General features: G+C 60.4%; 23 protein-coding genes. 12 read left to right on the plus strand and 11 right to left on the minus strand.

Annotation, left to right across the window (positions count from 1 at the left end):
- A partial coding sequence (locus PMI35_RS02085; RefSeq protein ID WP_008065879.1) for an aldehyde dehydrogenase family protein occupies positions 1-566 on the plus strand: 566 nt, incomplete at its 5' end.
- A gap of 147 nt (positions 567-713) precedes the next feature.
- On the opposite strand, the gene PMI35_RS02080 is transcribed toward PMI35_RS02085, so the two are convergent.
- Positions 714-1625, minus strand: coding sequence for a LysR family transcriptional regulator (locus PMI35_RS02080; RefSeq protein WP_008065892.1), 912 nt, complete (start codon positions 1623-1625; stop codon positions 714-716).
- A gap of 186 nt (positions 1626-1811) precedes the next feature.
- On the opposite strand from PMI35_RS02080, the gene PMI35_RS02075 reads away from it, so the two are divergent.
- Entirely contained in the window at positions 1812-3143 is a 1332-nt protein-coding gene (locus PMI35_RS02075) for an MFS transporter (protein ID WP_008065893.1), read from the plus strand.
- Between the two features lie 426 nt (positions 3144-3569).
- On the opposite strand, the gene PMI35_RS02070 is transcribed toward PMI35_RS02075, so the two are convergent.
- From PMI35_RS02070 to PMI35_RS02060, 3 genes are all read right to left on the minus strand, one after another.
- Positions 3570-4322: a transporter gene (locus PMI35_RS02070; protein WP_032832155.1), complete on the minus strand. Its 753-nt coding sequence runs from the start codon at positions 4320-4322 to the stop codon at positions 3570-3572.
- 217 nt (positions 4323-4539) lie between these two features.
- On the minus strand, positions 4540-5019 hold the full coding sequence (locus PMI35_RS02065; protein ID WP_157295832.1) for a chorismate--pyruvate lyase family protein: 480 nt from the start codon (positions 5017-5019) through the stop codon (positions 4540-4542).
- A gap of 69 nt (positions 5020-5088) precedes the next feature.
- Entirely contained in the window at positions 5089-5622 is a 534-nt protein-coding gene (locus tag PMI35_RS02060) for a 4-hydroxylaminobenzoate lyase (RefSeq protein ID WP_008065896.1), read from the minus strand.
- Between the two features lie 186 nt (positions 5623-5808).
- Between PMI35_RS02060 and PMI35_RS02055 the strand changes: the two genes are divergently transcribed.
- Positions 5809-6798, plus strand: a complete 990-nt coding sequence (locus PMI35_RS02055) for a LysR substrate-binding domain-containing protein (protein ID WP_008065897.1) — start codon at positions 5809-5811, stop codon at positions 6796-6798.
- A 39-nt stretch (positions 6799-6837) separates the two neighbouring features.
- Here the strand turns inward: PMI35_RS02055 and PMI35_RS02050 are convergent, their stop codons facing one another.
- The 3 genes from PMI35_RS02050 to PMI35_RS02040 form a co-directional block, all read right to left on the minus strand.
- A complete protein-coding gene (locus tag PMI35_RS02050) occupies positions 6838-7419 on the minus strand; it encodes an NADPH-dependent FMN reductase (protein ID WP_008065898.1) in 582 nt (193 codons plus the stop codon).
- Positions 7420-7492: 73 nt separating this feature from the next.
- Positions 7493-8176 carry a nitroreductase gene (locus PMI35_RS02045; RefSeq protein ID WP_008065899.1) on the minus strand — a complete coding sequence of 228 codons (684 nt, stop codon included), beginning with the start codon at positions 8174-8176 and terminating at the stop codon, positions 7493-7495.
- A 129-nt stretch (positions 8177-8305) separates the two neighbouring features.
- Positions 8306-8752 (minus strand): winged helix-turn-helix transcriptional regulator, encoded by a 447-nt coding sequence (locus PMI35_RS02040; RefSeq protein WP_008065900.1) that lies wholly within the window; start codon positions 8750-8752, stop codon positions 8306-8308.
- A gap of 274 nt (positions 8753-9026) precedes the next feature.
- On the opposite strand from PMI35_RS02040, the gene PMI35_RS02035 reads away from it, so the two are divergent.
- Both PMI35_RS02035 and PMI35_RS02030 read left to right on the plus strand, forming a co-directional pair.
- Entirely contained in the window at positions 9027-9860 is an 834-nt protein-coding gene (locus PMI35_RS02035) for an enoyl-CoA hydratase/isomerase family protein (protein WP_008065901.1), read from the plus strand.
- An 89-nt stretch (positions 9861-9949) separates the two neighbouring features.
- Positions 9950-10432, plus strand: coding sequence for a 2,4'-dihydroxyacetophenone dioxygenase family protein (locus PMI35_RS02030; protein WP_008065905.1), 483 nt, complete (start codon positions 9950-9952; stop codon positions 10430-10432).
- 144 nt (positions 10433-10576) lie between these two features.
- Here PMI35_RS02030 and PMI35_RS02025 read toward each other — a convergent pair whose 3' ends face one another.
- The 3 genes from PMI35_RS02025 to PMI35_RS02015 form a co-directional block, all read right to left on the minus strand.
- Entirely contained in the window at positions 10577-11761 is a 1185-nt protein-coding gene (locus PMI35_RS02025; RefSeq protein ID WP_008065907.1) for an MFS transporter, read from the minus strand.
- An 84-nt stretch (positions 11762-11845) separates the two neighbouring features.
- Positions 11846-12586 (minus strand): SDR family NAD(P)-dependent oxidoreductase, encoded by a 741-nt coding sequence (locus tag PMI35_RS02020; RefSeq protein WP_008065915.1) that lies wholly within the window; start codon positions 12584-12586, stop codon positions 11846-11848.
- A gap of 186 nt (positions 12587-12772) precedes the next feature.
- Positions 12773-13297: a MarR family winged helix-turn-helix transcriptional regulator gene (locus PMI35_RS02015; RefSeq protein WP_008065916.1), complete on the minus strand. Its 525-nt coding sequence runs from the start codon at positions 13295-13297 to the stop codon at positions 12773-12775.
- Positions 13298-13403: 106 nt separating this feature from the next.
- Here PMI35_RS02015 and PMI35_RS02010 point away from each other — a divergent pair, with 106 nt between their 5' ends.
- A complete protein-coding gene (locus PMI35_RS02010) occupies positions 13404-14204 on the plus strand; it encodes an SDR family NAD(P)-dependent oxidoreductase (protein WP_008065917.1) in 801 nt (266 codons plus the stop codon).
- A gap of 56 nt (positions 14205-14260) precedes the next feature.
- Here PMI35_RS02010 and PMI35_RS02005 read toward each other — a convergent pair whose 3' ends face one another.
- On the minus strand, positions 14261-14497 hold the full coding sequence (locus PMI35_RS02005) for a hypothetical protein (RefSeq protein ID WP_008065918.1): 237 nt from the start codon (positions 14495-14497) through the stop codon (positions 14261-14263).
- A gap of 178 nt (positions 14498-14675) precedes the next feature.
- On the opposite strand from PMI35_RS02005, the gene PMI35_RS02000 reads away from it, so the two are divergent.
- The 6 genes from PMI35_RS02000 to yghX all read left to right on the plus strand — a co-directional run bounded on the left by PMI35_RS02000 (position 14676) and on the right by yghX (position 21678).
- A complete protein-coding gene (locus tag PMI35_RS02000) occupies positions 14676-16439 on the plus strand; it encodes an L-lactate permease (protein WP_008065919.1) in 1764 nt (587 codons plus the stop codon).
- A gap of 89 nt (positions 16440-16528) precedes the next feature.
- Positions 16529-18028 (plus strand): glycolate oxidase subunit GlcD, encoded by a 1500-nt coding sequence (glcD, locus tag PMI35_RS01995; protein ID WP_008065920.1) that lies wholly within the window; start codon positions 16529-16531, stop codon positions 18026-18028.
- Entirely contained in the window at positions 18028-19092 is a 1065-nt protein-coding gene (glcE, locus tag PMI35_RS01990; protein WP_008065921.1) for a glycolate oxidase subunit GlcE, read from the plus strand. Before glcD ends, glcE begins: the two co-directional genes overlap by 1 nt.
- Before the next feature lie 3 nt (positions 19093-19095).
- Entirely contained in the window at positions 19096-20316 is a 1221-nt protein-coding gene (glcF, locus tag PMI35_RS01985) for a glycolate oxidase subunit GlcF (protein WP_008065922.1), read from the plus strand.
- 18 nt (positions 20317-20334) lie between these two features.
- A complete protein-coding gene (locus tag PMI35_RS01980) occupies positions 20335-20736 on the plus strand; it encodes a heme-binding protein (protein WP_008065923.1) in 402 nt (133 codons plus the stop codon).
- A 54-nt stretch (positions 20737-20790) separates the two neighbouring features.
- On the plus strand, positions 20791-21678 hold the full coding sequence (gene yghX, locus PMI35_RS01975; RefSeq protein ID WP_008065924.1) for a YghX family hydrolase: 888 nt from the start codon (positions 20791-20793) through the stop codon (positions 21676-21678).
- The last annotated feature ends 140 nt before the right edge of the window (positions 21679-21818 follow it).

A 21818-nucleotide genomic window follows, 5' to 3' on the forward strand; every position in this document is an offset into this window, starting at 1 on the left:
ATGCCCAGGCCGGCATCTACGAAAAATTCGTCGAGAAACTCGGCGCCGCGGTCAGCAGCATCAAGTACGGCCTGCAGGACGATCCAGCCACCGAGCTCGGCCCGCTGATCACCGCGCAGCACCGCGACCGCGTGGCCGGCTTCGTCGAGCGTGCCGTGGCGCAGCCGCACATTCGCCTGGTCACCGGGGGCAAGGCCGTCGAGGGCAATGGCTTCTTCTTCGAACCGACCGTGTTGGCCGACGCACAGCAAGATGACGAAATCGTCCGCCGCGAAGTCTTTGGGCCGGTGGTGTCGGTGACCAAATTCAGCGATGAAGCGCAGGTGCTGGGCTGGGCCAACGATTCGGACTACGGCCTGGCGTCCTCGGTGTGGACCGCCGACGTCGGCCGCGCCCATCGCCTGTCGGCGCGCTTGCAGTACGGCTGCACCTGGGTGAATACGCACTTCATGCTGGTCAGCGAAATGCCGCATGGCGGGCAGAAGCTGTCCGGGTATGGCAAGGACATGTCGATGTATGGGCTGGAGGATTACACCGTTGTGCGGCATGTGATGTTCAAGCACTAACAAACGCCACGCCTGTAGGAGCGAGCTTGCTCCGGGCGGCGTTCCGACGATGGAGGTCAACGATGACGCGGGGCACCTGACGCCCCGCGGTGCCCACCGTTTTCCCAACAGATCGAGCCCTTGGAACAATACACTTGCGGCTATTGATCACGCTTTCATGTCTTTCAATGCCGTCATGAGCTCTTCGCAGAACCACTTCAGGGCGGTGGACTGATCGCTTCGTGCGTGCCAATGCAGGTTCACGGGGAACGAAGGGACCTTGAAAGGCAGCGCCAGCACCTTCAACTGACCAGTCACAGGATGGCGGCAAAAGCTTTTGGCAATGTGCGATGGCAGGACCGTCAGCAGCTCGGTGCCGGGGAGGATGCTCGGCAACACCGAAAAATGCGGCAGTCGCAGGCGCACGCGGCGTTTGATGTTCAGCGTCTTCAACACTTCCTCCGCCAGTTTGTGCCCCGACGTGCTATTCACCAGTACGTGGGGCTCGGTGCAAAACTGCTCCATGCTCAGTGAATCCGCCACCCTTGGATGATCGGCCGCCAGCAGGCACACATAGTGCTCCAACAGCACAGGGTGATAAGTGATACCCGCCCCCGCCAGAACCCGACTGCAAATCACCGCATCGACATGCCCCTCGTTGAGCCACTGCGCCGCCAGCTCCACATTCAGCGATATCACCTCCAGTTCAATGAGCGGCGCCACCTGATTGAGATGCGCCAGAACCCTGGGCAGAAAATCCACCTCGCCCATGTCCGACAAGGCCAGGCGAAAGTTGCGCGTGGAACTGGCGGGATCGAATTTGCGCGCCTGGGTGATGGCTGAATCGACGTTCTGCGCCACCTCCTTGAAGCTCGCGTAAAGCGCGTTGGCCAACCGGGTGGGCTGCATGCCGTTGCGGTTGCGAATGAATAATGGGTCGTCGAACTGCTCGCGTAATTTGCCCAGCGCGTAGCTGATGGAAGGTTGCGTGACGTGCAGGCGTTCGGCCGTCGCGGTGACGCTGCCGGTCTCGTGCAGCGCCACGAACATGGGGATCAGATTCAAATCAAAGGCGCTCATCAACTACTCCCGACCTCTATAAATACTGTCTATGTTGCCATCATCAAATATTGATTGGTTGCATGAAAGGATAATTTTTAGACTGGGCCGACCATGCCCCCGGAGCGCTGATTACTGCCTGGCAGACGACGCGCATGGCCTGGTTCGAGCGCAGATGCGTGAATTACAACAACAAGAGATATTCCTATGGCTACGCATGACGCACTAGAAGTCGCTGAAACCGCGCCCATGAACCGTTTCCACTTCGGATTGCTGTTCTGGTGTTCCTTCATCATGTTGTTCGATGGATATGACCTGGTCATCTACGGTTCAGTGGTGCCTCACCTGATGGAGGAGTGGCAATTGCCGGCGGTGCAGGCTGGGTGGATGGGCAGTGCGGCGTTATTCGGGATGATGTTCGGCGCATTGACACTGGGGCCGCTGGCGGACCGTTTCGGCCGCCGACGGGTGATATTGTTGGCGATTGCCCTGGGCAGCCTGACGGCCTTCGCCAATGCCTTTGCCTGGGATGCCTGGAGCTTCGCGGTATTGCGCTTCATCACCGGGATAGGACTGGGCGGCACCATTCCCAATATCGTCGCGCTGATCAACGACATGGCGCCCAAGTCCCGACGCAACATCATGACCACGGTGATGCTCGGCTGCTACTCGCTGGGCGCGCTGTTGTCGGCACTTGTAGCACTGCTGGTACTGTCGCGTTTTGGCTGGGAATCGACCTTCATCATCGCCGGGCTGCCGTTGTTGACGCTGCCCTGGATGTACCGTTTCCTGCCGGAATCCCTGCCGTATCTGGTGGTACGTGACAAGGTGGCTGCGACAGCCCTGTTGCGCCGGATTCAGCCGGGGCTCGATGTCAGCACACTACGTTGGCCATCTCTTGATACGCAGCGGATATCTGCGCCTGTCTCCGGTTTGTTCACAGAGGGCCGCGCCCTGCGCACGTTGATGTTGTGGGTGGGTTTTGGCATGTGCCTGCTGATGGTGTACGGCCTCAATACCTGGCTGCCGAAAATCATGGTCGCGGGCGGGTATCCGCTGGTGTCGGGGTTGATGTTCCTGATCACCATGAACCTGGGTTCGATCATCGGCGCATTAGGTGGCGGCTGGCTGGCGGATCGCTGGGGCACCAAGCCGACCCTGATGATGTGCCTGACGCTGGCGGTGGTGTCGCTGATCATCCTGGGGATCAAGCCCGGGCCGCTGCTGTTGAACATCATGCTGATGCTGGCCGGCGCGGCCACCATTGGTAGCCTGTCGGTGATCCACGCGTTCGCCGCGCAGCAGTACCCTACCGACATTCGCGCGACCGGTATCAGTTGGTGCTCTGCGGTAGGGCGCATGGGCGGCATCGCAGGTCCGGCCCTGGGTGGTCTGATGCTGAGTCTGAACCTGTCCCTGCAACTGAACTTCATCCTGTGCGCCGTCCCCGGCATGATCGCCTTGCTGGCAGTCGCGGCTGTCACCCAGCGCAGAGCGAGGGAACCCGCTGCAGTTCAACTGCACGACCTGAACGCCTGACACCCCCCTCCCCATCGCCTGATCCGCAAATGCCCACCGAGTGTTTACTCGGTGGGCCTTTTTGTTTCAAAGCAAAGCACATACCTGATCGCGAACGCGTCGGGTCGTGTCGTGTCGTGTCGTGTCGTTCAGCATCGAGGTTAAATGTGCCGGCCTCATCGCGGGCAAGCCCGCTCCCACAGTGGTCCGGTGTGAATACAAATATCGCGTACATCAACAATCCCTGTGGGAGCGCGACTTGTCCGCGATGACACCAGGTCAGTCAACAATGAGGTTGGATGTACCTACCTCTTCGCGAGCAGGCTCGCTCCCACAGTGGTCCGGTGTGACACAGGAATTGCGCGCAATAAAAAGCGCCGGGGCATGGTTCCAATGAGATCGGAACCCTGACACCCGACGCAAACTTGAAACCGATTCCACCATTCGCTAGAACAGCACAGCCACCCTCACAAACCCGGTGTAGTCAAACTTGTACCCGCCCCTCACCTCAAGGTCTCGATTGAGCTCGGTATAGAGCTGCACATTCTTCCTTACCCAATATCCCACACCTGCCCGCGCGCGAAGATAGTCCGTGCGCCGGCCGGTCTCGGTGCCTTCGACGCTGGACTCACCGCCCCAGGTACGGGCCACCCCGACCGAGGTCGTGACCTTGTTGTCGAAGGTGTAGCTCAGCCACGGCTGGAAGTTGTAGGTAGGGTCCTGCTTGAGTCTGCGCTTGGCCGGGCCGTACTCGTCGTTGTCACCATACCAGGTCACGTCCTGGTTGAGCTCCAGCCGCCAGCGCCCCCAGCTTTCTGCATACCCGAGCGAGACCGCATGGGCGTAGCGATTGTTTCCCATGTTCAACGAGTGGTTGTTTTCGTAGGAACCGGTGGGAATCGCCACGAACCCGGTCACCGAAAAGTAGCGCTTGAGCGCGGGGTCGTCGACCAACCAGGCAGTCACCGCCATGTAGGAGTCGCCCAGGCCACTTTCATGGCCGATTTTCGTGCCGTTGAGTTTCAGGTCCTGGCTGCCGAAAGGTAACCCGAACTGAAGTTGCACCCGGTGTTCGGCCAATTCGAACATGTGAAACAGGCGCACCAGTCCGGTTCTGGATTTAAGCTCGGTGCCCTTGCTGATGGCCTTGCCATGCACCGGCTGAAACTCGTCGGCCTTGCCACCACCTAGGTACAGCATCGCAAGATTACTGCCGGTGGGAATAGGTATATAGGCTCCTGGCGAAGCATCAACCGCATTGGCACAACCGCAATAAACACTCACGGCGGATGTGGAAACTACAAACGTGGCGCGCAGGGAAAATCTGCGCGCATATTGATAAGCGCTCATCTGGATACCTATTTGTTTTTATTAAAATTGGCTTTTCAGTTTTGCTGGTATTGCTGAGGGTGCTGGTTTAACTCAACTCCTCCCATAGTGCTGGCAAGAACATTTCATGAACCAGGACGCGAGTTTGTTCACGACTGAACACAGAGCGCCTGGCCCATAACGGATAAGCCGGTCGACTGCTGGCGTTACAGGCATCGCGATAACGACAAACTTCTATTTCGCTGCGCTTGTAAGGTTTTTCGCCAAATAACAGACTTCCCAGCGGAACATTGCCGAGTTGAAGTAAGGCTGAATCATTATCTTCAGGATCACAATGATTGATCACCGATCTCGCATACACCCACGGCCGACCGAAACCCGCCAGGTAAACCTCGCGAATCCAACCCATGACCCCGAGACGCAGTCCGAGAACCCGGCATTCTTGCGGCAAGATCGGTCCCGTCGTTTCACGCAGGAGAATCACTTCGAACTCATCGTCGGACAGCGTTCTGAGGCGACGCGTCAGTGAACTGCGGTCAAACAACCAGTCCCGGTGAATCTCAGCCATCGACGAGCGCCAATAGCTGTATGAATTCCACTTCAGTTGCGGTTGCGAAAACCGATACACCACCTCCATTCAACTGGCCTGAGCGGGAAAGTCATAGGAAATGCGCCCGGCGGGCAGGAAGAAGAAGGCGATCAAAGCACCGCCCTTCACTTCTGGAAAGTGATGGCTGCCAGGCGATGGCGCTGTCCATCCGGCACCCTGCCAACCCCGTGGACCGGCCAGGACGGCACCTTCATCCAGCGGGATGACCATGTTCAATTCACCGTAGGGGTGTTGGTGATAGTCGCCGCGGAAAGTGCGTTGTTCGTTATCCAGTTCGTAACCCTTGCTGTCCATGAAAACCGTGGTGATGCTGAAGTAGAACGTTTCCGCACATGGCTCACACAAACGACTGCGGCGGTAATTGGGGCCGCTGATTTCAGCGTTGGCCGCCCATCCTTGGGCCACGCCTTCAATAACCAGCTCTGCAATTCGCTGGTAGGTTTCGCTGTCTGGTCCATAAGTATCGTTGAGCCATTGTTCAAGATTGTTGCTTGCGGTTTTATCTTTGACCTTGGCCAGAAACTCAATGCAAAGATTGATCAATTCATCACGCTGGTTCATTTATCAGTCGCCCACTGCTTTTAGGTTTTTTACACTCTCCCATATTTGCATGCGGGCAAAAAGCGAACTTTTTGCAGTGTCTCAATGCACAATATTCAAGACTGGCGAGCCACGATACTCGCTTGCAAATGCTTGATTTATGAACTCAAATTATTAGCTAACCCGCGCCTTACGGAATATTCCACCATGATTGCTTTCGATAAGCTGGATTTGAATCTGATCAGAGTCTTCGATGCTGTCATGGAGGAGCGCAGCGTGCTTCGCGCCAGCCAACGCCTGCACCTGAGTCAGTCCGCTGTCAGTCATGCGCTGTCGCGTTTGCGCGAGGGCCTGGCCCAGGAGATTTTTGTCCGCACCGGCAAAGGTATGACCCCCACCAGCTATGCGATCGAAATCAGCGGCCCATTGCGCGCGGCGCTGCATAGCATGAGCAAGACCCTGACCCAGACCGCGTCTTCGTTCATGCCGCAAACCGTGTGCCGTTCCTTTGTAATCGCCGCCAACGACTACGTCTCGGCTACCCTGCTGCCGCAACTCAACCGCCAGTTATCGGCGGCGGCACCGGGCATCGATCTGTCGATCACCCCGGCGACTCGCCTGGACCTCGCCGAGCAGATCGACCTCGGTCGGATCGATGTGGCCATCGGCACCTTTCGCAGCGCCCCGGAGCGGTTTCGCAGCAAGCCTGTGCTGTCTCAGGACGAAGTGTTCATCTGTAGTGGCGGGCATCCGATCGGCGATAAAACGCTGCGGCTCGAGGATCTGGTCAAGTATCCGCTGGCAGTGGTCTCCCTGGGCGGCGAAGGCGAAGGGTTGCTCAGTGGTTACATCCTTGAAAGAGGCTTGGCGCGACAGGCGCAAATGTATGATCGCAATGCCCTGGAGCAGGCATTGGCAGAGGCGGGATTATCGGTGAGAAGGCAGATCGTGCTGCCACATTTCCTGGCGTTGCCGATGCTGCTCGAAGGCAGTGAATTGTTGGCGATCGTACCGCGCCCTCTGGCCCGGACATTCGCCAGAACCCTGGGCTTCATGATCAAGCCATTGCCCTACCCTGTGGCTCGCCAACAGCTGGACATGATCTGGCACAGCAGCAATGACAACGATCCGGCGCAACGCTGGCTGCATGGCCAGATCAGTGCGGCGGCGGATGAAATCTCCCGTTTGCAGGGCTGAGCAAGTCCGTTCGTGGCAACGTCCTTGCTCAGTGTCAGGTCAGGCTGCGCGAAGCGCGCCGGAGAACCGGACCAGCGCCGCACCGATGGCCTTCACTTCACTGTCCACCTGCGGATTGCTCAACTGGTCATTCTCGCCAAAGGCCTGGTGTGCGATTCCCAGGGTGAAGGTTTGCGGGATCAGCACGGCGCCGAGCTTTTCCAGAACACCACGCATGGCCAGCATCGAACGGATGCCGCCCATGGGGCCAGGCGATGCCGATATCACCGCTGAAGCCTTATTGGCGAACAGAGCCAGGCCGGAGATTTTTTCCGCGGTCGGCCGGCTCATCCAGTCGATGGTGTTTTTCAACAATGCCGTGTAGCCGCCGTTGTAGTCCGGAGAAGCCACCAGCAATGCATCGTGCTCACGGAACAGTTTCTGCAGGCTCAGGGCATGGGTCGGTACGCCCTGCTCCTTTTCGAGCTCGCTGTCGAAAAACGGTAACGGATAATCGCTCAACGAAACCACTGTCACTTCAGCGCCCGCGGCCAATGCGCCCTGCACTGCAACATTCAGAAGTTTTTGATTCAACGAACCCTTGCGGGCACTGCCGGATATGGCCAGAACTCGTACTGCCATCTTGATGTACACCTCGTGCTGCCGTGTTGGGGGACGCCGTTGACTCGATAGAGCGTGGCGTCCCGAAAATGGACTACTGATCGAAGCCCAGGAAGTGAGTGAAGGCGTGGGATGACTCCCGCGGCATGCGGAGGGAGTTCACTGGTGCCGTCTCGTCGGCATAACCCAGCGACATGCCGCAGACGATTTCCTGCCCGCAGTCCAGGTGCAAAAAGTCTTTGATCAACGCCTGGAATCGAGCGAACGACACTTGTGGGCAAGTCGACAGGCCACGGGAGCGTGCCGTCAGCATCAGGGTTTGCAGGAACAGACCGTAGTCGAGCCAGCTGTATTTCTTCAGGTTCGAATCGATGGTGAAGATCAGACCGACGGGGGCGCCGAAGAACTCGAAATTCAGTCCGCTCACTCGCGCCCGGCCATTGTTGTCGCACTTGTCGATCTGATGCAGGCCATAGAACAGGGCGCCGAAATTTTCCTGGCGGTCGCGGTACTTCTGCGCCAGATCATCGGGCAGGTGCAGCAGCGGGTCGGCGAGCGGATCCGCGTGGGCAGTTGCCAGCAAGGCGCTCAAGGCTCGCTTGGGCTCGCCGTTGACTACATGGATGGACCACGGTTGGGTGTTGGAATTACTGGGTGCCAGACGAGCAACATCGATGACTTCATTGATCAACTCCCTCGAAACGGGCGTCGGTAAAAAAGCCCGCACAGCCCTGCGCGAGGCAACCACAGCATCAAAATCATCAACGAACGAACTCATAACAAACTCCACAGCTGCAACGGTCTTGTAATTAGTCCGAAGAGTTTCACATAGCCCCTGTTCAAAGAGCAGTGAAGTGTATGCAGCTTGGAAATGCAGGTTGTTCAACAGTGCCGAAGGCCGTGCCGCCTACCTGGAATAGGCCACCAGCGTGTCGGCCAATTGCAGTGCCTTGCCATCGTCGGAGGGCAACTGAAGTGTGCCGACCGGGCGTCCGCGCTCTCTGTCGACCAAGGTTGCGACCGGCCCCTCGCCCTCGGCAAACAGATTGCGTTCGCCCCACTGGCGCAAGGCGACCATGACATGGAACAGGTCCTTGCCCAGATCGGTGAGCACATACTCCTGGTAATTGCTGCCGTCGGACGCCGGCTGCACTTCAAGAATTTCCCGGGTAACCAGGCCTTTTAGCCTGACCGAGAGGATGTTCTTGGGGATCGCCAGGCTCTTCTGGAATTCGTTGAAACGGGTGATGCCTTCGAACGCGTCACGCATGATCAGCAGCGTCCACCAGTCACCGATGGTATCCAGGGCCCTGGCAATCGCGCAGGGTGAATCTTCAAGGCTTTTTCGTTTCACGGGTCGACCTGTCGGCTTGGCAACGCTGGAAAGGCATTGCCGGGAGGTGGAAAAAATGGGTCTCATGATAAAACTGACTAATGGCCCACGCAACCTGGCACCGCTCTGCTACGTGGCGTCCTCTTGCTTCGAAAAGCGCAGCTGAAAAATCATCGAGCACATGTGGTTGCATTATTGAACTAGCTAATCTAGGGTGAATCTGGTCTCGTTATAAGACCAGATGCGTGCAGCTTCGGTTGCACGTGAACCTATCGCTCTACAGGAATCAGCAAAGATGTCCAGCACTCACAACCGCCTCACGATCTCCAAAGTTTCTTCTGGCTACTGGCGCGTGGTGATCGGCAACCCGCCGATCAACCTCTATGACCCTGAGATGTTTGCCGAACTGCGCGTGCTGATGGACCGCATCGAGCAAGACGATGAGCTCAAGGTCGTGGTGTTCGAAAGTTCGAACGCTGACTATTTCGTCGCTCACTACGACCTGGTGCGTGGCGAGGTTATTCCGGACATGCCAGGTTCGGCAAAATTTGCCGAATGGCCAGCCTTCGTCACCCACCTCGCCCAGTCCCGCGTCGTCAGCATCGCCAAGCTCCGAGGCCGCGCCCGCGGTCATGGCAGTGAGTTGGCCCTGGCCTGCGACATGCGTTTTGCCAGCCGTGAAAAAGCCGTGCTGGCCCAAGTTGAAGTCAGCGTGGGTGTGGTGCCTGGCGGCGGCGCTACCGAGTGGCTGTCGGCCCTGGCCGGTCGTTCCCGCGCGCTGGAAATCATCACTGGCTCGAACGATTTCGACGCCGACACCGCCGAGAAATACGGCTGGGTCAATCGCTCGATGCCGGATGCAGAGCTCGATGCATTTGTCGACAACCTGGCCCAGCGCATCGCCAGCTTCAGCAAAGATGCATTGGAACTGGCGAAGAAAACCGTGAACGCCCGCGCCGGAGTGCCAACCGAGGCTGATCGCTGGGGCTCCAACCAGGCTTTCATCGGCACTACCACCTGGCCTGACACGCAACGCTTGATCGCCAAAGCGCTGGACCAGGGCCTGCAACAGGAAGGTGATTACGAATATCGCCTGGGACATCACGTCGCCAAGCTGAACCAACAGTAAACCGAGATTTGCCTGACGCGTCGGTGAGCACCGCGGATTACACAGCGGTGCTTGCAGTTGCGAACAATTCCAAAAACAAGGAAATCATCATGCATGCCATCGTCTCCGACACTGCCGACAAACACCCCGAGACTCATCATCGAGGCCGGGATGACCTGCCCTACGTCACCTTGATTGCAGGTCTTGAATTCAAACTGCTTCAGGTAAATGCCGACACCGGGCTGTGGGTGGTGCAGACCCGCTTCGCCCCGGGCCTGACCATACCCCGGCACAAACATACCGGCGACGTATACGCCGTGACTTTTTCCGGCAGCTGGAAGTACCTGGAGTATCCGCAAGTCAATATCGCCGGCTCCTATCTCTATGAACCTGCCGGCTCGATGCACACGTTGCATGTGCCGGCGAGCAACACTGAACCGACCGAGGTGTGGTTTGCCATCAACGGCGCCAACCTGAATCTCGACGAGCAGGATAACGTCGAAAGCATCTGGGATACGTCGTTTATCACAGCGCTTTACCTTGAGGAATGTCGCAAGGCGGGCTTTCCGGTTCCGGAGGTGATCGGGCTGTAGGGAAGGTTTGCTCGCGATAAACTCAGCCACGCCGAAGCTGCCGAAGGCTGCGATCCCTTGATCTTGCTTTTAAAATTCAGGATCAAAGGATCGCAGCCTTCGGCACATTGAGGTGGGGGTACATCCATGACGTCGTGTCGCTTGTCAGCCCCGACGATCCATTCGTCCCACCAGCAATACCGTTGCCACGGCCAATGCAAGCACCAAAGCACCAAGCCACATCGAGCTGTGCAGCCCCATGGAATTGACCGCCGCCCCGCCCATCAGCGAACCCAACCCGATGGACAATTGGAACACGCTGGTATTGACCGCCTGTGCCGCTTCCGGGTCATGGCGCGTGGCATTGTACAGCCACAATTGCGTGCCCACCGGTGCCATCCCCCAGGAAATGGCCCAGACAATCAAACTGAGGGTGACGACGACCACATGGGTGGAGAGCGCCGCCATGCAGATCAGCGCAATCAGGAAGATGACGACGGTCGCGACCACGGTCAGTTGCAGGTTTTTCCCCGCGAACGAGCCGCCGAGGAAATTGCCGGCCACCGCCCCCACACCGTAGATGAACAGCAGCGTACTCAACACATTGGTATCGACCCCGGTGACCTGTTCCAGATACGGCGTGACGAAGGTGTACCCGCAGTACTGCCCCGCGACAATGAAAATCACCGCCAGGAAGATGCCCCGGACTTTCGCCGACTTGAGCAGTCCGAAGAAATTGCTCAGCTTGATGCCATGGTCGATCAGGATTTTCGGCAGCGCGACCAGTTGGATCAGCAATACCACCAAGGCCAGCACGCTGGCGGCCATGAACGCGATGCGCCAGTCATAATGCGCACCGATGTAGGAACCCGCAGGAACACTCACCACCGAGCCGATGGAGATGCCGGCAAACACGATCGAAGACGCGCAATGCACCTTATCGTCCGGCACCAGACGCGCCGCCGCGGTAATTGATATCGCCCAGAAACCACCGACGCCCACCCCCAGAATGGCCCGAGCGATCAGCAGCATTTCGAAGTTTCTGGCCAGCGCCGACATGACGCTGGAAATAACCAGGAGCACGGTCAGCCCCAACAGCACCAGGCGTCGGTCGGTTTTACCGATCGACATGGCGGTGATCGGCGCCGCGAGAAAGCCCAGCAGCGCGGTGGCGGTGACCGCAAGGCCGGCCGTGCCTTCGGAGATTCCCAGATCCCGACTGATGCCCGGCAGCAGTCCCACCGGGAGAAACTCGGTGACTACCAAAGCGAACGCGCCAAGCGCAATGGCCAATACGCCGAACCACGAATAGTGGGCGACGCCTTCACTGTCTAACGTGCTTGAAACCATGAATCTTACCTATGTGTTTTGAGCGGCCACGGCGAAGCCAGGGATCCTGTCCCCATCCCCTGCAAGGCCAATCGTGTGGTGAATTCAGAAGTGTTCTTTGAACGGCCGCAAATCCAGTTCCTGCGTCCATGCCGTCAAGGGCTGCCGATGCAGGTGCCAGTAGTTTTCGGCGATGGCATCGACATCCAGCAATCCGTCCTCGCCGCGCTCGGCCACCACCTCAGGCCTGAGCACCCGCAGCCGCTCGCCATTGATACCTCCATCGACCACCACATGTGCAACGTGGATCCCCTGGGGCCCGAACTCCCGGGCCATGCTCTGGCTGAGCATCCGCAGCCCGGATTTCGCGGCGGCGAAATGGCCGAAACCGGACCGTCCCCTCAGGCTGCCCGATGCACCGGTGAAGAGAATGCTGCCGCTGCCCCTGGGAACCAGATGACGCGCCGCCTCGCGACCGACCAGAAAGCCAGCGTAACAGCCCACGCGCCAGAACGCCTCGAACTGCGAAGCGCTCACTTCGCGCAGTGGAATATGGGCGTTATTACCCGCGTTGAAGATCACCACGCTGGGCGCTTCACGACCCGCAACCGGCCGCATTGCGTACTCGAAAAGCCGCAACACTTCGCGCTCGTCGGTAGCATCGCAAACCACCGCCTCTGCGCTGCCGCCTCGTTGCGTGATGGTGTTGACGACGGCGTCCAGTTTCGCCCCCGTGCGGCCGACGGACAGGACATGAAAGCCTTCATGGGCGAAACGTCGGCAGATCGCCGCGCCCAGACCCCGCTCAGAACCCACCCCGACGATTAATGCTGTTGGCTGCTGCATGGCGAACATCCTCCCCCACCAAGTGGTTTATTTATGAAACCACTAAAGTTGTATCAATTCAGGTTCTATAATGCAACCACATTGCACGACGATCAGAGATGAAATACAGGCCAAAGGAGCAACGCATAATTCGTAGCAGCCTGCGTCGGCTGCCACGAGTTATGCGTTGCCAGGAAGCCGAGCGTTTTACTCGGCAGTCGGATGGTTGAACTCTGTCAGGAATTCATCGGAGGCAATCTGGTCCGCCAGCTGGCGCAGCAACGCTGCCGACGAGGGCCCGAGGACTTTCTCGACCCGCTCGTTCGCCGCCGTCCACAACACCAACGCATCGGCCAGAAGCTGCTCGCCCTTGGGTGTCAGCACGCAATGTTTGGTGCGCTTGTCCAGCGCGTCCTGCTGCAACTCGACGATCGAGTCGCGCACCAGCGGTTTCATCGCATGGGAAATGGCCGACATCTGGATCGCCAGACGGCCCGCCAGCTCCTGCAAAGTGGGCCCGGCATGTCCGTCGGCGCCGGGAAAGCGGCTGATCTGGGCCAGCATTGCGATTTGCGTGGCCTTCAGGGAAACGGGCGCGAGCGCTTCGTCATACAGATTGCCAAGGCGTCTGGCCGCTCGCCGCAACGCGGTATTGGTGCACGCCACTTCGCCCAGCAGGCCGAGTTCGGATGCGTCGTCGGTGTCTTGAAGGGAGGATTTTGAGTTCTTCATCGTCCTAGAATGATTGAGGGCAAAACCATTGACAAGCGGAACGTTTCAACCTCTATACTTGAGCCCTCAACAATATTGATTGAGTACTCATGCATCGGAGATTCCCATGTCCACCAATGACTCCCAAAAGATTGCCCTCATCACCGGCGCCTCTTCCGGTATTGGCGCGGTGTATGCCGATCGGCTGGCTGCCCGTGGTTACGACCTGATCCTTGTGGCGCGACGCCAGGATCGCCTTGATGCTCTGGCCGAGAAAATTTCCGTCGGCCATGGCCGCGTGGTTAAAACGATTCGCGCCGACCTGGTCAACCCACAAGATCTTGCCCAGGTGGAGAAGATCCTCGCCACCAACCCTGCGATCCGTGTGCTGATCAACAACGCCGGCCTGGCCAGGCTGCGCCCGGTCGCAGAGTCGTCCGTTGACGATTCCATGACCCAGATTGCCCTGAATATCACAGCGCTGACTCGTCTGACCCATGCTGTGTTGCCGGCAATGCTCAGCCGCAACAAAGGGGTGATCATCAACGTCGCTTCGGTGTTGGCCGTGCATGCGATGCCGGTGAGCTCGGTGTACAGCGGCTCCAAGAGTTTCGTGCTGGCGTTCAGTCGCGGCTTGCAGGCCGAACTGGCGGAGACTGGCGTAAGGGTTCAGGTCGTCCTTCCTGCCTCCACCGCCACGGAAATCTGGGATGAGTCCGGCATTCCGCTTGCCGCGCTGCGCAAGGAAGCCGTCATGACCACAGAAAACCTGGTCGACGCGGCGCTGGCCGGGTTTGATCAGGGTGAAAGCATCACCTGGCCGTCAGTGGCGGACTTCTCGCTATGGGAGAAATACGACGCAGCCCGCGCAGAGTTGTTCAGCGCGACCCAGACCGGCATCCCGGCGCCTCGCTACAAGGTTTACTGAGCAGGTCAACCTTCCCCCGTACGCCTCAAATTTGTAGGAGCGTCGACCGGCTGCTCCTACAGCGTTCTCTGGCTATTGCCAATGCCCTTGGCAATGTCGATCCCCCAGTCCATCGCCGCTTCCATGTCCAGCATATGGGGTTTTGGATCGTGGTTTTCGTCAATGGCCGAGCCATCCGGTCGGTAGACACCGATGAACATGCCCAACGAGCCGTCCTTCAGGATCTCGGCCGTGACCTTGATTTTGCATCCGTTCGAAAGCGTCTCCTTGTGCTCGATATGGCGCTCAGTCATTGCTGCTCTCCTCCCGTGGCTGGTTTCGACCTATCGGCAATGCTAGCTCAGGCGCGTGCAAAGCGTTGATCGAGGCGACGGCGACCGCGCCCTGACAGCGGCGCAATGACACCTATACTACAGGCCACCTCCCCCCCCAGGGGCTGCACTCCCAACAACAAAAAAGCAGAGGTGGAACATGGTCTGGCAGCAAATCTACGATCCGTTCAACAACCCGGTGCTTTCAACCCTCATGGCCGCCGTGCCGGTGGTGGTGATGCTGGCAGCCCTTGCGTTCTTCCATGTCAAGGCACACCTGGCGGCACTGCTCGCCCTGGCCTCGGCCCTGGTGATCGCGATTTTCGCCTTCGGCATGCCCGCCGGCATGGCCGGGTCGGCCGCGTTGTACGGTGCCGCCAACGGTTTGCTGCCCATCGGCTGGATTGTGTTGAACATCATTTTCCTGCATCGGCTGACGACCGAAAACGGCTCGTTCAAAGTGCTGCAGGACTCCCTGGCGCGGATCACCGACGATCGCCGCCTGCAACTGCTGCTGATCGCCTTCTGCTTCGGCGCCTTCTTCGAGGGCGCGGCGGGGTTCGGCACACCCGTGGCGGTGACCGGGGCGATCCTCATCGGCCTCGGCTTCTCGCCGCTGGCCGCCTCGGGCCTGGCGCTGATCGCCAACACCGCCCCCGTGGCCTTCGGTGCCCTGGGTACACCGATCATCACCTTGGCCAAAGTCACCGGGCTCGATGAAATGGAGCTGTCGATGATGGTCGGTCGGCAGTTGCCGTTCTTCTCGGTGATCGTGCCCTTCTGGCTGATCTGGGCTTTCGCCGGCTGGCGCAAGATGCTGGAAATCTGGCCGGCGATCCTGGTGACCGGGGTCAGCTTTGCCGTTCCGCAGTTCATCGTGTCCAACTATCACGGGCCGATGCTGGTGGACGTGATCGCCGCGCTGATCTCCATGGCCTGCCTGACAGGCTTCCTGAAGGTGTGGAAACCGGCCAGCGTGCATACCTCCGCTGCCCTCTCCGGGCGCGTCGACAACTCGGCCATCGCCGAGGAGCACGACGAAAAACCAGTCGCCAGCGCCACCTTTGCCAGCGATGCCAAGCCCGCGGTGATGCGCGCCTGGATGCCGTGGATCATCCTCACCGTCTTCGTTTTCGCCTGGGGTACCCAAGGCTTCAAGAACATGTTCGACACCCGCCCGGCGATCGATCCGGCCACCAGTGCGGCCAAACTCGACCCCCAGGGTAAACCGCTGCGCGAAGCGAACCCGATTTTCGCCCCGATCCTGACCTTCACCACGATTCACCAGCAGATCGAAAAGGTTCCGCCCGTGGTGCCCGCGCCGAAAACCGAAGAAGCGATTTACAAGTTCACCTGGTTCACCAGCACCGGCACCGGCATCCTGCTGTCGGCGATCCTCGGTGGGCTGTTGATGGGCTACTCCATCCCGCAGTTGGTTCACCAGTACCTGCGCACGCTATGGGTGGTGCGCTACTCACTGATCACCATTACCGCGATGCTTGCCCTGGGCTTCCTGACCCGCTACTCGGGGCTGGACGCGACCATGGGCCTGGCCTTTGCCGCGACAGGGATTTTCTATCCGATGTTCGGCACCCTGCTGGGCTGGCTCGGCGTGGCCCTGACCGGCTCGGACACCGCTTCCAACGTGCTGTTCGGCGGCTTGCAAAAGGTGACCGCCGAGCAACTGGGACTCAGCCCGGTGTTGATGGCCGCCGCCAACAGTTCCGGCGGGGTCATGGGCAAGATGGTCGACGCCCAGTCGATCGTGGTCGCCTCCACCGCCACCCGCTGGTATGGCCATGAAGGGGAAATCCTGCGCTATGTGTTTTTCCACTCGATCGTCCTGGCGATCCTGGTCGGCGGCCTGGTGACGTTGCAGGCCTACGTGGCTCCGTTCAGCCATATGGTGGTGGGCGGCCATTGATCGGCACCACCCGGGTTGCTCGCGCAACTCTGTTAAAAAAGCCCGGGCAATCGCCCGGGCTTTCATGAACGGAGTATCGTAAAACGACTATGAATATTCTCTACGATGAACGCGTTGATGGAGCTCTGCCAGACGTTGACAAGGCCGCCTTGTTGCAGGCCTTGCGCACGCAACTGCCCGATCTGGAGATCCTGCACCAGCGCGAAGAACTCAAGCCGTACGAATGCGACGGGCTGAGCGCCTATCGCACCACGCCGATGCTGGTGGTGCTGCCGCGCGAGATTGCCCAGGTTCAAGGCATATTGCGCCTGTGCCATGAACGCCGGGTACCGGTGGTCGCCAGAGGCGCCGGGACCGGCCTGTCCGGCGGCGCATTGCCTCTGGAAAAAGGCGTGCTGCTGGTGATGGCCCGCTTCAACCAGATTCTGCAGATCGACCCCGCCGCCCGTACCGCCAGGGTCCAGCCGGGGGTGCGCAACCTGGCGATTTCCCAGGCCGCCGCACCGTTCGGCCTGTACTACGCGCCCGACCCGTCCTCGCAAATCGCCTGCTCGATTGGCGGTAACGTCGCCGAAAACGCCGGCGGCGTGCATTGCCTGAAATACGGCTTGACCGTGCACAACCTGCTCAAGGTCGACATTCTCACCGTCGAGGGCGAACATCTGACACTGGGTTCCGACGCCCTGGACTCCCCAGGCCTTGACCTGCTGGCCTTGTTCACCGGCTCCGAAGGCATGCTCGGGGTGATCACCGAGGTCACGGTCAAGTTGCTGCCCAAGCCGCAGTCCGCCAAGGTGCTGCTGGCGGCGTTCGACTCCGTGGAAAAAGCCGGCCGCGCCGTCGGCGACATCATTGCCGCCGGCATCATCCCGGGGGGCCTGGAGATGATGGACAACCTGGCCATCCGCGCCGCCGAAGACTTCATCCACGCCGGTTACCCGGTGGAGGCCGAAGCCATCCTGCTGTGCGAACTCGACGGCGTCGAAGCCGACGTGCGGGACGATTGCGACCGCGTGCGCCAGGTACTGCAACAGGCCGGCGCCACCGAAGTGCGCCAGGCCAAGGATGAGGCCGAGCGCGTGCGCTTCTGGGCCGGACGCAAGAACGCCTTTCCGGCGGTTGGCCGCCTGTCGCCGGATTACTACTGCATGGATGGCACCATCCCGCGCCGTGAGCTGCCGGGCGTGCTCAAGGCCATCGCCGAACTCTCGGCCGAGTACGGCCTGCGGGTGGCCAACGTGTTCCATGCCGGCGACGGCAACATGCATCCGCTGATCCTGTTCGATGCCAATACGCCAGGCGAACTGGACCGCGCCGAAGCCCTCGGCGGCAAGATTCTCGAGCTGTGCGTGAAGGTCGGCGGCAGCATTACCGGTGAACACGGCGTAGGCCGGGAAAAGATCAATCAGATGTGCGCGCAGTTCAACAGCGATGAGCTGACCCTGTTCCATGCGGTCAAGGCGGCATTCGACCCCGGCGGCCTGCTCAATCCCGGCAAGAACATCCCGACCCTGCACCGCTGCGCCGAGTTTGGCGCCATGCATGTGCACGCAGGAAAACTGCCCTTCCCTGACCTGGAGCGCTTCTGATGCACCCACCTGCTGATCTCGATGACAGCGTTGCGCTGCTGGAGCAGGTCAACCGGGCGTTGGCCAACGCCACGCCGCTGCGCATTCAGGGCGCCAACAGCAAGGCGTTCCTGGGCCGCGTGACGGCAGGAGAAATACTCGATACACGATCGCACCGGGGCATTGTCCGCTATGACCCGACAGAGCTTGTGATTACCGTGCGCTGCGGCACGCCGCTGGCGGAACTGGCCAAGGTGCTGGACGCCGCGCAACAGATGCTGCCCTGCGAACCGCCGTCCTTTGGCGACGACGCCACCGTCGGCGGCATGATCGCTTGCGGGTTGTCGGGCCCACGCCGGCCGTGGTCGGGGTCGGTCCGGGATTTCGTGTTGGGCACGCGAGTGATCACGGGCCTGGGCAAGCATTTGCGTTTCGGTGGCGAGGTCATGAAGAACGTCGCCGGTTATGACCTGTCGCGCCTGATGGCCGGCAGTTACGGCACCCTGGGCCTGATCACCGAGGTCTCGCTCAAGGTCCTGCCCAAGCCCCGGCAGGCCCTGAGCATCAGCCTGCAAATGAGTGCCGAGCATGCCCTGCTGCGCCTGGCGGAATGGGGCCAGCAACCGCTGCCGATCAGCGCCGCGTGCCATGACGGTGAGCGCCTGCACCTGCGGCTCGAGGGCGGCGAAGGTTCGGTGGCAGCGGCCCATGATCGCCTCGGTGGCGAGGTGCTCGACCCTTCGTATTGGGCCGATCTCAACGAACAGCGCCTGGCGTTCTTCGACGAAGACCAGCCACTGTGGCGCCTGTCCGTGCCCAACAACACGCCGCGCCTGTCCCTGCCCGGTCGGCAACTGATCGACTGGGGCGGCGCCCAGCGCTGGCTCAAGTCCGATGCCCAGGCCAAGTTCATTCGCCAGGTCGTCGCGGAGGCTGGCGGGCACGTCACCTGCTACAGCCACGGGCTCACGGACACGCCCTTCCAGCCGCTGCCCGACGCGCTGCTGCGCTACCATCAGAGCCTCAAGCGGCAACTCGACCCCCAGGGCATTTTCAACCCCGGACGCCTGTACGCGGAGTTATGAATCATGCAGACCACCTTGAGCGAACGCGCCCGCCGATTGCCCCGTGCCGAAGAAGCCGACAGCATCCTGCGCACCTGCGTGCACTGCGGTTTCTGCAACGCCACCTGCCCGACCTATCAATTGCTCGGCGATGAACTCGATGGCCCGCGCGGGCGCATCTACCTGATCAAACAGGTGCTGGAAGGCAATGAGGTCACGGAAAAAACCCAGCAGCACCTGGATCGCTGCCTGTCGTGTCGAAACTGCGAGACCACCTGCCCTTCGGGGGTCGATTACCACAACTTGCTGGACATCGGCCGGGCCGTGGTCGATGCGGCGGTGCCGCGTCCGATCGGCCAGCGTCTGTTGCGCGAGGGGCTGCGTACGCTGGTGCCGCATCCGGACCTGTTCAAGCACCTGGTCAACAGCGGCCAGACACTCCGTGCCCTGCTGCCCGGCACCCTGCAAAGCAAACTGCCGCGCAACCTCCCGGCGCCCAAGCAGCGCCCCGCACCGCGCCATGCCCGGCAGGTGTTGATGCTCGAAGGTTGCGTGCAACAGGCTCTGTCGCCCAATACCAACGTGGCCGCCGCCAGGGTACTGGACCGCCTGGGCATCAGTGTCCTGCCGGCCCGCGAGGCCGGGTGTTGCGGTGCCGTGGATTATCACCTGGACGCCCAGGCCGCCGGCCTCGATCGCGCCCGGCACAACATCGACGCCTGGTGGCCGGGCATTGAACAAGGGGTCGAAGCCATCGTGCAAACCGCCAGCGGTTGCGGTGCCTTTATCAAGGATTACGGGCATTTGCTCGAACGCGACCCAGCCTATGCCGACAAGGCCAGGAGGGTCAGCGCACTGGCCCGGGACCTGGTGGAAGTATTGCGCGACGAACCGCTGGAACAGCTGGGCATCCACAATGCCCACCGCGTGGCGTTCCATTGCCCCTGCACCTTGCAGCACGCGCAAAAACTCGGTGGTGCGGTGGAGAAGCTGCTGATCCGCCTGGGATTCAATCTCACCAGCGTTCCCGACAGCCATTTGTGCTGCGGTTCGGCGGGCACCTATTCGCTGACCCAACCGGAACTGGCCCGGCAACTGCGCGACAACAAGATGAATGCCCTGGAAAGCGGCTACCCTGAAGTCATCGTCACCGCCAACATCGGCTGTCAGTCGCACCTCGACGGCGCGGGCCGAACCCCCGTGCGGCACTGGATCGAACTGGTCGAAGACGCCCTGTCCCAATAGCGCCCAATGGAGAACGCCATGAACCACAAAGCCGTCCTGAGCCAGGCTGAAGTCAGTCAGATACTCGCTGCCGCGCGCACCGAAGCCCAGGCCAATCACTGGCCGGTGACCATTGTGGTGGTCGATGACGGCGGCCATCCCCTGGCCCTCGAACGCCTCGATGGCGCGTCGCCCATCAGTGCCTACATCGCCACCGAAAAAGCCCGCACCTCGGCCCTCGGGCGGCGTGAATCCAAAGGCTATGAAGAGATGGTCAATGGCGGGCGTACGGCCTTTCTGTCGGCCCCGCTGCTGACCTCCCTCGAAGGCGGGGTGCCAATCACGGTCGACGGCCAGGTGATCGGCGCGGTCGGGGTGTCCGGGGTCAAGGCCGAACAGGATGCACAAGTGGCGAAAGCCGGGGCGAAGTGTCTCGGTTGACCACAGGGCATGTCGCAGCAAGAGCCATCACTCCGCCGAAGAGGAAGCGCACAGATGACCCGTCTCACTGCAAAAGACTTTTCCCCGCAACTGCTGGAACTCTACGACTACTACGCCCATGGCCTGATCAACCGACGCGAATTTCTCGACCGCGCCGCGCTGTTCACCTTGGGCGGCTTGACCGCCAGTGCATTGCTGGCGTCCCTGAGCCCGGACTACGCCCTTGCCGAACAGGTCGAGTTCACTGACCCGGACATCATCGCCGAGTACGTGACTTACCCCTCGCCCAAGGGCAACGGGCAGGTGCGGGCCTATCTGGTGCGTCCGGCAAAAGCCGCCGGCAAGGTCGCGGCGGTGGTGGTCGTCCATGAAAACCGTGGGCTCAACCCTTACATCGAAGACGTTGCGCGGCGCCTGGCCAAGGCCGGTTTCATCGCCCTCGCCCCGGACGGCCTGAGCTCGGTCGGCGGTTACCCGGGCAACGACGACAAGGGTCGTGCACTTCAGGAAAAGGTCGACCCGCAAAAGCTCATGAATGACTTCTTTGCCGCCGTCGAGTGGATGATGAAGCATCCCGACGCCAGTGGAAAAGTCGGCATCACCGGGTTCTGTTATGGCGGTGGCGTCACCAACGCGGCCGCCGTGGCTTACCCGGAACTGGGCGCGGCGGTGTCGTTCTACGGCCGGCAACCGGACGCCAAGGATGTGCCCCGGATCAAGGCGCCGGTGATGCTGCACTTCGGTGAACTGGATACGCGAATCAACGAAGGCTGGCCCGCCTATGAGCAGGCGTTGAAGGCCGGTGGCAAGACCTATGAAGCCTATATCTACCCCGGCGCCAACCATGGTTTTCACAACGACTCCACGCCGCGTTATGACGAGGCGGCGGCGAAACTGGCGTGGGAGCGGACGCTGGGGTGGTTTCGTAAATATCTGGTGTGATCGAACTGTTCACTTCAGGTTGGGGGGGCTGCAGGTGCTTATTTGGATTGGGTGTATATCCATTCCTGCGGTAACGGCCACTTAGGGTTTCGCCCTTACGGCGAGTCCCTTTTTCAAACGCCAAAAAGGAACCAAAAGGC

Origin of the sequence: Pseudomonas sp. GM78 (assembly GCF_000282475.1) — a bacterium.
GTDB lineage: Bacteria > Pseudomonadota > Gammaproteobacteria > Pseudomonadales > Pseudomonadaceae > Aquipseudomonas.